Source organism: Caballeronia sp., assembly GCF_028292365.1.
GTDB lineage: Bacteria > Pseudomonadota > Gammaproteobacteria > Burkholderiales > Burkholderiaceae > Caballeronia.
The window spans coordinates 1-11,259 of sequence record NZ_JAQGMM010000020.1 but is presented as its reverse complement, the minus strand read 5'-3'; the positions used below and the strand labels follow the sequence as shown (position 1 = coordinate 11,259).

Annotated in this window: 8 protein-coding genes and 1 pseudogene; 1 reads left to right on the top strand and 8 read right to left on the bottom strand. The window is 61.1% G+C overall.

All coding sequences use genetic code 11. From position 1 onward, the window contains the following. From JWR14_RS01020 to JWR14_RS01010, 3 genes and pseudogenes are all read right to left on the bottom strand, one after another. Window positions 1-920 (bottom strand): annotated as a pseudogene (locus JWR14_RS01020) (hypothetical protein); the annotation flags it as partial. A 5-nt stretch (window positions 921-925) separates the two neighbouring features. Beyond that, window positions 926-2,203 (bottom strand): HlyD family type I secretion periplasmic adaptor subunit, encoded by a 1,278-nt coding sequence (locus JWR14_RS01015; RefSeq protein ID WP_299699844.1) that lies wholly within the window; start codon window positions 2,201-2,203, stop codon window positions 926-928. 2 nt (window positions 2,204-2,205) lie between these two features. After that, a complete protein-coding gene (locus JWR14_RS01010) occupies window positions 2,206-4,518 on the bottom strand; it encodes a type I secretion system permease/ATPase (protein WP_299699841.1) in 2,313 nt (770 codons plus the stop codon). Between the two features lie 629 nt (window positions 4,519-5,147). Between JWR14_RS01010 and JWR14_RS01005 the strand changes: the two genes are divergently transcribed. Continuing rightward, a complete protein-coding gene (locus JWR14_RS01005; RefSeq protein WP_299699838.1) occupies window positions 5,148-5,924 on the top strand; it encodes a copper homeostasis protein CutC in 777 nt (258 codons plus the stop codon). Window positions 5,925-6,068: 144 nt separating this feature from the next. On the opposite strand, the gene JWR14_RS01000 is transcribed toward JWR14_RS01005, so the two are convergent. From JWR14_RS01000 to leuS, 5 genes are all read right to left on the bottom strand, one after another. After that, window positions 6,069-6,485 carry a CopD family protein gene (locus tag JWR14_RS01000; protein ID WP_299699835.1) on the bottom strand — a complete coding sequence of 139 codons (417 nt, stop codon included), beginning with the start codon at window positions 6,483-6,485 and terminating at the stop codon, window positions 6,069-6,071. Between the two features lie 19 nt (window positions 6,486-6,504). After that, window positions 6,505-7,782 (bottom strand): glutamate-5-semialdehyde dehydrogenase, encoded by a 1,278-nt coding sequence (locus tag JWR14_RS00995; RefSeq protein WP_299699832.1) that lies wholly within the window; start codon window positions 7,780-7,782, stop codon window positions 6,505-6,507. Between the two features lie 86 nt (window positions 7,783-7,868). After that, the gene (gene holA, locus JWR14_RS00990; RefSeq protein WP_299699829.1) at window positions 7,869-8,984 is read right to left on the bottom strand and encodes a DNA polymerase III subunit delta; all 1,116 of its coding nucleotides are present in this window, start codon (window positions 8,982-8,984) and stop codon (window positions 7,869-7,871) included. Between the two features lie 23 nt (window positions 8,985-9,007). Then, window positions 9,008-9,559, bottom strand: coding sequence for an LPS assembly lipoprotein LptE (gene lptE / locus JWR14_RS00985; protein ID WP_299699847.1), 552 nt, complete (start codon window positions 9,557-9,559; stop codon window positions 9,008-9,010). Between the two features lie 92 nt (window positions 9,560-9,651). Next, window positions 9,652-11,259: leucine--tRNA ligase (gene leuS, locus JWR14_RS00980; protein ID WP_299699826.1), on the bottom strand; the 1,608-nt coding region annotated here is incomplete at its 5' end.

The following is an 11,259-nucleotide window of genomic DNA, read 5'->3' as shown; positions in this document are numbered from 1 at the left end:
CTTCGGAGCGCCGCCCTGACCGCCTGTTCAGGAACGACGGAGCGATCGGCCTGCGCCTTGGCACCGGCGGAGTCGTCCAGCCAGTCCGCGTAGCCCTGATCGGTCGAGCGCGCCACACGCCGGCCTTTCGTGACGGGTGTGTCGATGCCGCTCGCGGCAAACGTCGTGTCGGCTGCGCCCGTAACCGGTAAGGCGCGCGATGCGACGGCTGCAATCCGGTTCGGGCGCGCCAAGGCAGCTTGCTGATCCTCGAGCACCACTGCGCTCGTGGCAACCACGCCCCGCAAGGTTTGCAGATCGGCCTGCATGTCGTGGGGAGGTCCGGCAGACACGACTGCAGTAGCGGCGGGACGCATCGGCGATGTAGAGACGCCTATGCGCGCCGGGGTCGCGTTGTGGACTGACAAGGGCGTGCGAACCTGCTCGACGGCTGGCGCAACCTGTGGGGCGGCTACCGCGACCTGAAGTTTACCGGTGCGGACTACATCCGCGGTAGCAGCGTCGTTTTCATCCGGCCATTGCTGGGCGGAGGGAACAATGCCTGCATCGGCAAAACCTCGCGAGCGCGGAACCAACTCGGCCGCGCGATGAACGACCACAGGTACGGCCTGCGCCTCTGTTATCACTGGCCTTGACGCCGGAAGACTTGCCGGCGTGACAGCAACCGCTCTCGCCACCGGTGCGCTAGCCGCGTTAAGCACGGCGCCTGCGTTGTTCGTCAACTGCGTGTGTTGCGGCAGCCACGCCATCTCGTCCAGCGCGGATTTTGCGTGGGCGCTCGACGGCAGCGCCGAGAGCGCCACCACACCGGTACCCACCAGCACGCTCATCGACGAAAACAGCGGCCGACGGTTAAAGGCATCTTTGATTAGTTGTGCTTCGCTACGGTCTGCCCGCGCGATACGATTTGATTTCGACATGATGCTTATCTCTCGCGGAACGCTTCGCGCGACTTGAAAATAGGTTTCAGCAAGTACGACAGAACAGTCTTTTCGCCCGTGCGAATCTCGACGTTGCCGGTCATGCCCGGAATGATCGGAAGGTGCTTCCCAGCCGCCGTAAGTTCGCTTTTGTCGGTCAGGACCTGCACGCGGTAATAAATGGCGTCAGGCTTACCCGGCGCGGCTTTTTCGTCGACGAGCGTGTCCGGGCTGATGTTGATCACATGCCCTTTCAAGCCGCCGTAAATACCGAAGTCATACGCGGAGATCTTCACCATGGCCGGCAGGCCCGGCTTGAGGAACGCGACGTCCGAAGGCTTCACGTGAGCTTCCACGATCAGCTGGTCCGCGAACGGCACAATGCTCATGATTTGCTGGCCCGGCTGAATCACCCCGCCAATGGTCGTCACCTTGATGTCCTTGACCGTGCCCTTGACCGGCGCCACCACCGTCGTGCGTTCCAGCACGTCAGCCCGGCCCGCGAGGTTTTCTTTCGTCTGCGCCAGTTCCAGTTCGAGACGCGACAGTTCTTCGTTGGCATCGGACTGATACTTGTTGCGGCGTTCCACGATCTGCGACTGCAGGTCGTTTGCACTGCGCTGCATGCGCAATACTTCGGTTTCCGAAATAAGACCACGTTTGGCAAGCGGCTCGGTCATGTTCAACTCGCTCATGGCGAGCGAATAACTGCGCTGCAAAGACGCCACGCTGTCTTCCAGCGCCCGGCGGCGAGCCTGATAGGCCATGGTTTCGCTTTGAACGACCAGCTTGTCGGCCTGGACATCGGGCGGAAAAGCCAGCGCCGTATGGAACGCCTCGGCATGCAGCCGCGCAACCTTGCCCTTCAGGCCAATCAGCTTCGAGAGCCCTTCGGAATAGTTCGAATCGGCACGTTTCGGGTCAATGTTGAGCAGCAGCTGCCCTTTCTGGACCACATCACCTTCCTTCACGTGCATGTCCGCGAGAATCCCGCCCTCGAGACTCTGGATGATCTGTTCGCGGCTGGCCGGAATCACCTTACCCTGTCCCTGAGTGACTTCCTCGACACGGGCAAACTTCGCCCACACCAGCCCGCTGACGAGGATTGCGGCGACCAGGTAGAGCGTGATCATCGTGCCGGGGATGGACTGCGCGAGAAGCGATTCGCGCAGATCGTTCATATAAACGGCGTGAGCGGGATGAATTTGCGGCTCGGCGTTTTTGCGGCGGCCGGCCGGCGTCAATCCGCGGACCCAGCGGCCCAGTTTGGTAAGCAGTTTCATTGTCATTCCTTCGTAGCTGTGTCAGCGCGAGCTTCGTCTGACGGCGTATGAGTGACCGTTGGCGCAGCCGGCGTACGCAACGCGGCGAGCACGGTTTCCTTGGGGCCGTCGGTGACGACCTTGCCGCCGTCGACCACAATCACGCGGTCCACTAGCTGCAAGAGAGACGGTCTGTGAGTGACCACGACCAGCGTCGTGCCCTTCGTGGCGGCAGCGAGATCGCGGATGAACGCGGCTTCGGTCTGGGTGTCCATGGCGCTGGTCGGCTCGTCCATCAGCAACAGCCTGGGACGTGCGATCAGGCAGCGAGCCAGTGCCACGAGTTGGCGTTGGCCGCCCGACAAACCGTCACCGTTCTCGCCAATCTGCATGTTCCAGCCCTGCGGATTGCCGGCGGCAATGGCGTCAATACCTGTCACCTTGGCGACGCGCAGCAGTTCGTGAATGGACGCATCGGGACGGCCGATCATCACGTTCTGACGCAGCGATCCATAAAACAGGCGGCTGTCCTGCGCCACGTAACCGACTGAATCGCGCCAGTCGGCCGGATCGATCTGGGAAAGATCGATGCCGTCGCTGAACACCTTGCCGCTCGTCGGACGATAAAGATTCGACATCACCCGCAGCAGCGACGACTTGCCGCTGCCCACGCGACCGAGAATGGCCACGCGTTCGCCCGCTTCAATCTTGATGTTGATGTCCTTCAGGAACTCGGGCGGCTTCATGCCGTTCGGCGAGGGATAGTGGAAACCCACGCCCTTCAGTTCCAGCGCGCCCGTGACCACCGGTCCGTCGAGATAGTCGACATCGGGATCGCGTTCGACCGGCTTCTTCATCAAGCCGCTGAGTGAATCGAGCGCGGCCTTCGATTGCTGGAAGCGCACGGCGAGACCCGTCACCTGGGCAAGCGGAGCAAGCGCGCGGCTGGCGAGAATCACCGAGCCGATCAACGCGCCTTGCGTGAGCTTGCCGTCAGCGATCAAGTACACACCGGCCACCACGATCATCACCGTCTCGAATTGCGTGATCCACGAGACGAAATTTGTCGCGAGCGCGGAGAGACGCTTGGATTTCATCGAGGTATCTGAGGCTTTCGCCGAGAACAATTCCCAGCGTTCCTGCATATAGCGCTCGCCGCCCGTGGCCTTCAGGGTTTCAATACCTTCCACGGTTTCAATCAGCACACCTTGCTTCAGCGACGACTCGCGCAGGTTTTCCTTCATCGTCTTCTTGAGCGGCCACTGGATTGCAAGGCTCACGCCGATAATCACCGGAATCAGTGCCAGGGGAATGAAGCCGAGCGGCCCGGCGATGGCAAAGATCACCGCGATGTACAAGAACGTGAACGGCAAGTCGGAGATACTCGCGAGCGTCGCGGACGCCACGAAATCGCGCACGGATTCAAATTCGCGCAACTGGTTCGCGAACGATCCCGACGACGCCGGCTTGTGTTCCATCCGGATCGATAACGCCTGTTTGAACAGCATCGCGCCCATGATCAGGTCGGCTTTCTTGCCGGCGACATCGAGCACGTGAGCCCGCACATTACGCGCGATGAACTCGAACAACATGGCGATCGCCACGCCGATAGCCAGCGACCACAAGGTCACGAACGCCTGGTTCGGCACGACGCGGTCGTACACGTTCATCGTGAAGAAAGTGCCGGCGAGCGCGAGCACGTTGATGAGCAGCGCACCGAGGGCCGCGCTCCAGTAATAGCGGCGATAGCGCCACAACGTGCCCAGCAGCCAGTGGCCGTCCTGCTTGGCTTCAGGTTTGCCGGCGCGCACATCTTCGCGGCCGACTGGCTTCACGAGCATCGCGAAACCGGTGTAGTTCGCCTTCAACTGGCTCACGCCAATGGCGACCACTTTCGATCCGGCTTCCGGCAGCACCACGAGGTACGCGGCTTCCATCTCGTCTTGCGGCGGCTGCTCGCCCGGCTTGATCTCAGCGGCGGGCTTGATGAGCTTGACGTCCGTCGGCGAGCGGCCGATCAGGACGCAGCCGCCGTGGTCCTTGCGGAACAACACGACGGGCAAAAGCATGGGCGATACTTCGTTCGGCTGGCGTTCGATCACGCCTACCGTGAAGCCGGACTGCTCCATCGCCTGCTGCGCCTGCTTCGGCGAGATGAAACGTCCCGCGGGCAAGCCGGAGAGCATGGCTGCTTCGCTTGTCGGCTTGCCGTGATACGCGGCCATCCAGACGAGGCTTTTCAGCAAGGTGTCATCAACCTTCGTCGATAGCGCCAGTGCGTCCTCGCCGTCGTCCGGTTGATTGGGCGTCATGCCGCCCGGTGCATCATTTTTCATGGCTTTGACTTTTGAGCGTCCGGGCGGGAGGCATTGGCCTCTAGTTCGGACGGGGTGGATACGTCGCTCTGGGACGACGCGAAACGATTCGTCGCGGGATGCATTTTTTTCAGCGCGTGCATTATCTGTACGGCAACGGGCGCGGAAAATCGGAAGCGTCCTAAATACAAATCCAGAAAGGAATCCGTAATTGCTACTCGGAGCACAGGCTTCGTGCGATGAGTGGATTCTCGTCGTCGGCGCATCGGAGGACCATGAGAAACGTCCTAATTAAACGGATGCCGGACAGTGAAACGGGAGACGTTGTTTCGAGCGGGATCAGGGACTTATGCGGGGAAGGTGAGCAACGGCGGGCGGTGAAGCGTGGAGACCAGACAAGGGCGCTGCTTGCGGTCAGCGTTTCGACTATTGCAATTAGGAAAACTTGGTAATGGCCGGCACTCAATACATGTCATCAAGCAAACCAGCATGGCCGGCATGCGACCTGATAACACTCGGACGGTTCTGAACGTTGAAGGCCTAAGAAACCATGAGAACGTTCTTAAGACGCCGCCAAGATCCTCTTATGCTCGCAGACCGCCATGCCTTGCTCTAAGCTACGGGCCAGGCCTTCACCAGGAAACCCTCGCATGTCCAAACCCCCTGTTCTGCTGGAAATCTGTGCCGGTTCCGTTACCTCGTGCCTGGCGGCGCAGACAGGCGGCGCAGCACGTGTCGAGTTTTGCGACAACCTGCTGGAAGGCGGCACCACGCCTTCTTACGGCGCTATCGCCAGCGCGCGGGACAAGCTGCGCATACTGTTAAACGTGATCATCCGCCCACGCGGTGGTGACTTTTTGTATTCCGATGTCGAATTTGATGTGATGGAGCGCGACATCCTCGCCTGCAAAAAGCTCGGCGTGGACGGCGTGGTGATCGGGCTGCTCACCGCCGACGGTGACATCGACGTGCCCCGAACCCAACGGCTGGTTGAACTGGCCGCACCCATGCCAGTGACCTTCCATCGCGCGTTCGATGTAGCGCGTGATCCGTTCAAGGCGCTGGAAGATATTATCGATACGGGCTGCGACCGCCTCCTGACCTCCGGCCAGGAAGCCAGTGCGGCCGAAGGTGCCAAGTTGATCAGCAAGCTGCGGGAGGCCGCTGGGGAACGGCTGGTTGTTATGCCCGGCGCGGGCGTGCGGCTGAATAATATTGCGCGGCTGGTGGCTGAAACGGGCTGTGTCGAATTTCACACCTCCGGCCGCGCGCCATTTGCCAGCGGCATGCGCTATCGCACTGAACGGGTGAAGATGGGCGGTCCGGGGCAGGATGAATACGCCGTCGTGGAGACATCGGCTGAGTTGGTGAAACAGATCATCGCGAAGGCGAATGAAGGTTGGGAAAACCTGCACCGGGTCGGCTAACGACGCAGCGCTCTGTAGTCGTCGTGCATGGATGAAGCGTAGAGAGATCCCCGCTACGAGCGATTGCGTCGAAGGGCCATCAGATGCAAAAACGCCGGCGCTTTGGTGGCCGGCGTTTCATTTGCTGCAACACGCTTGCGTTGCTTAGAACGGCTTGACAACGACCAGCAGCGTTGCGCCAAGCAACCCGAGCACGGGCAATTCATTGAACATGCGATACCACTTGTCCGAGCGCTTGTTCTCACCGCGCGCGAACGTCCGCAGCAAAACGCCGCAATACGCGTGATAAATAATAATCAGGACAACGATTCCCAGCTTGGCATGCATCCAGCCCTGACCCTGGCCAATGCCGACCACCAGCAACAGCCACAAACCACAAGCCAACGCCGGCACCGCGATAAACGTCATGAATCGAAACAGTTTGCGCGCCATCGTCAACAAGCGGGTAACGGCCGCCGGCTCGGTTTCCATCGCGAGATTGACGAAAATACGCGGCAGGTAGAACAGGCCGGCAAACCACGAGGCCACCAATACTATATGCAGTGATTTGATCCAGAGCATCGAAGGTGTTTTCTCACTGTTATGTTCGTACTTCGCCGTGGCCTAAAACCACGTATTTCAACGATGTCAATCCGTCCAGTCCGACCGGACCACGCGCATGCAGCTTGTCGTTCGAAATACCGATTTCAGCGCCGAGGCCAAACTCGAAACCATCGGCGAAACGGGTGGACGCATTGACCATGACGCTCGCCGAATCCACTTCGCGCAGGAAACGCATGGCGCGGTCGTGGTCTTCGGTGACAATGGCGTCCGTGTGATTCGAGCTGTACGTGTTGATGTGATCGATGGCTTCATCGAGGTCCTTCACCAGCTTGATCGACAGAATGGGCGCGAGATACTCCGTGCTCCAGTCCGCTTCGGTGGCGTCGATGAGCGGGCCATCGAAGTTTGCCTTTTCAAGCACGGCGCGCGCTGCAGCGTCCACGCGCAACTCCACCTCCTTCGCCTGGAACGCCTTCGCCAACACAGGCAGCGCTTCCGACGCAATGCTTCGGGCGACCAGCAGCGTTTCCATGGTGTTGCAGGTGCCGTACCGGTGCGTCTTCGCGTTATCGCAGACGTTGAGCGCCTTCGCCATATCCGCGCGATCGTCCACGTACACGTGACAGATGCCATCGAGGTGCTTGATCATCGGCACGCGCGCTTCCGCCATCAGTCGCGCGATCAGGCCTTTGCCGCCGCGCGGCACGATCACATCGACGTATTCGGTCATGGTGATCAGTTTGCCCACTGCTGCGCGATCCGCCGTTGCCACGACCTGCACGGCGTCCTGCGGCAACCCCGCCGCGGCCAGACCTTCGCCAATCAGCTTCGCCAGCGCCGTGTTGCATTCGAGCGCTTCGGAACCGCCGCGCAGAATGGCCGCGTTACCTGATTTCAGGCACAAGGCGGCGGCGTCAATAGTCACGTTCGGCCGCGATTCATAGATGATCCCGATCACGCCAAGCGGCACGCGCATCTGGCCGACCTGAATCCCGCTCGGCCGATATTTCAGCCCCGTGATTTCGCCGATAGGATCAGCCAGCGCGGCCACTTGCCGCAAGCCTTCGATCATCGTGTGTATGGCTTTGTCGGAGAGCGTCAGGCGGTCGATGAAGGCGGCGTCGTAGCCTTTATCGCGGGCACGGACGAGATCTCGCGCGTTCGCGTCTTTCAACGCAGCGCGCTCACGTTCGATAGCGTCCGCTATGGCTTCGAGCGCGGCATTCTTCGCAGAAGTCGATGCACGTGCCATGGCGCGTGAAGCCCGGCGCGCACGGCGGCCGAGTTCGGTCATGTATTCGTCGATGTCGGTCATCGTCATTCTCATGGGTTCGTTCAACGCTTTTTGCGGAGCCGTTGCCGGACCAAAACGCGCTGCTGGAAGTTGATTTTAGGCCGTTGTCAGGCTGGACGCTTAGCCGGCGCCGCTGCGGGCGCGCTACCTTGTAGCGGACTGCCCGACGAAGCGATGGTCATCGCGAGTTCGAACATGCCATCCCACGGATCGGGCGGCGGATCGCCAGGGTTCGCGCTGCCTCGCGGGCCCGTGCCGCCCGACAAGCCTTTGACTTGCCGATCCAGCTTCGCCGCCAGCGACAACGCCCGTTCCAGCGCCGCTTCGGTCACTCGCGTGAGCGCGGGGCCGATCAGCCGTTCGCGCGGCCCCCAGACGCGGTTCTCGCGCAGCAGCGTGGCGAGCGGCTTGCCTGCCGCCATGCCCCGTTTCATTCTCAGGAGCGTGCGGATTTCTTCGACCAGCGCCCAGATCACGAGCGTCCCTGCTTCGCCTTCGCCCTTCAGACCGTCGAGCATGCGCGTCAACCGGCCTACGTCGCCGGTCAGCATCGCTTCGTTCAACTTGAATACGTCGTAACGCGCGACGTTGAGCACGGCGTCGTGGATCTGTTCAAACGTCAGGACGCCCGCCGGATAAAGCAAACCCAGCTTCTGGATTTCCTGATGCGCGGCGAGCAAATTGCCCTCCACCCGTTCCGCGATAAACACCAGCGCCCGCCGCCCGTCTTCGCCCAGCGCGACGCGCTGGTTTTGCGCGTTCAGGCGCTGGCCGAGCCACATGGGCAACTGGGCGCGTTCAACCGGATCAATCTTCATCATCACGCCCGGGCCGCTCAGCGCCGTGAACCACGCGGACTTCTGCGTGGCGGCGTCGATCCGTGGCAAGGTGATGAGGGTGAGAACGTCGGGGTTATCGGCGCCGGCCAGGGTTTTCAGCGCTTCCCCGCCTTCCTTGCCAGGCTTGCCGGTGGGAATGCGCAACTCGACCAGTTGCCGGTCGCCGAACAGCGACATCGACTGGCTCGCGCCCAGCAACGAACTCCAGTCGAAATAACGGTCGACCACAAACACCGAGCGATCCGTGAACCCCTGCGCCCGGGCACTCGCGCGAATTTTGTCGCACGCTTCCTGCGCGAGCAGATGCTCGTCGCCATAGACGACGTACAAGCCTTTCAGTCCTTTCGCGAGATGCGGGTCGAGCGCGTCGAGTCGAAGTTGCATGGTTTTTAGCGACGTCCCCGCGCTTACAGCGGCGGCACGGGCAACGGCGCACGCGGCGCAATACCCGGCAACGCTTCACTCGGCGAAGGATGCAGAGAACGCACGACAGCGAGCCGGCGCGTCAATTGATCCACGGCGTCGAACTGCATATCGCGATACAGCGTCTGCGCTTCAATACCCTTTGCCAGCGTGAACTGATCGCTATAGGTCAGCGCACGGTTCAGCGAAATCACGCTTGGTGGAATCAACAACGTACCATCGGCACCGACCATTGAGTAATTCAGGTTGTAGTCGAGTTCGTATTCCTGCACGACGCCTTGCGCATTCAGACTCAAGGTCCTCATGCCATTCCCGCCAGTCAGCGACAGGATAGCGTCGGGCTTTTCAGACACCTTGACGATCACGGTGTCGCTGCCGCCTTCCACTACACGCTGGAGGCGTCCAAGCATTTCCGGCGTGCCGCCGTTAATGGCGAGCCGCTTGAACGCGTAGTCCTGCTGCCCGCGCAACTGAAAGCCGCATGCCGACAGCAGCACCGCACTGCACGCCAGCGTCAGGATCGAGCGCCGGCTGATCGCGCGCTTCGTCTTCGTGTTGGTCGAACTCAAGCTGACAGCTTTCCTGCTCACAACGTCCTCCAGGATTTTCATGGCACGCGATGTCCGGCTCATACGACCACGTTCACCAACCGGCCCGGCACCACGACGACCTTCTTCGGCGCGCGCCCTTCCGAAAATTTCTCGAACATTTCGTGCACGACCGCCGCCTTTTCGATGTCCTCGCGCGACGCGTCCTTCGGCATGGTGAGTGTTCCACGCACCTTGCCGTTGACCTGCAGCACGAGTTCGATTTCAGCCTGTTCGAGCGCGCTTTCGTCCACTTTCGGCCAGGACGCGTCGAGCAAACCGCCATGCAGATCGGCGTAACCGAGTTCCTGCCACAACTGGAACGTGATGTGCGGCACGACCGGGTACAGCACGCGCAGCAACACACCGAAGGTCTCATTGAGAACGGCGGGCGTTGCATCCTTTGCACTGTCGACGGCGTTCAGCATCTTCATGGCCGCCGATACCACCGTGTTGTACTGCAAGCGGCCATAGTCGAAATCGGCTTGCTTCAGGATGGTGTAGATCTCGCGGCGCAGCGTACGGTCGGAGTCGTTGAACTTCGATGTATCAAGCTTGGCGTGCGTTTTAAGCGCGTCGGCACGACCATGCGCGAGTTGCCACACACGACGCAAGAAGCGGCTCGCGCCTTCCACGCCCGTGCCCGACCACTCGAGCGACTGCTCGGGCGGCGCGGCGAACATCACGAAGAGACGCGCGGTGTCGGCGCCGTAGGCATCAATCAGCAATTGCGGATCGACACCATTGTTCTTTGACTTCGACATCTTCTCCACGCCGCCGATCACCACCGGCTTGCCGTCGGCGTTCAGCACCGCGCCGACCGGACGGCCTTTATCGTCGTGCGTAACGGTCACGTCGGCCGGGTTGATCCAGGTCTTCTTGCCCGCCGAATCTTCGCGGAAGTAGGTTTCGTTCAGCACCATGCCCTGCGTGAGCAAGTTCTTCGCCGGCTCGCCGAACTTCACCAGGCCCAGGTCGCGCATGACCTTGGTCCAGAACCGCGAGTACAACAGGTGAAGAATCGCGTGCTCGATCCCGCCGATGTACTGGTCCATCGGCATCCAGTAGTCGGTGCGTTCGTCGACCATCGATGTCGCGTCCGGCGCGGCATAACGCGAGAAATACCAGGCCGAATCGACGAACGTGTCCATGGTGTCCGTCTCGCGTTTCGCCGGTGCGCCGCACTTCGGGCACGTGCAATTCACGAAGGCTTCAGACTTGGCGAGCGGATTGCCCGTGCCGTCCGGCACCAGGTCTTCCGGCAATACCACAGGCAGATCTGCTTCCGGCACCGGCACGTCGCCGCACGTGGCGCAATGGATGATCGGGATCGGCGTGCCCCAGTAGCGCTGACGGGAAATGCCCCAGTCGCGCAGACGCCACGTGATTTTTTTATCGCCGAGATCACGCACTTTCAGGTCCGCGGCGATCGCGTTGGTCGCGTCTTCGAAAGCAAGGCCGTCGTACTTGCCGCTGTTGATCAGCGTGCCCGTACCCTTCTCGCCGTACCACTCTTCCCACACGTCCGTGCTGTAGGTCTTGCCTTCAAGGGCGACCACTTGCTTGATCGGCAGCGCGTATTTCTTCGCGAACGCGAAATCGCGTTCGTCGTGCGCCGGCACGCCCATCACCGCGCCTTCGCCGTAGCT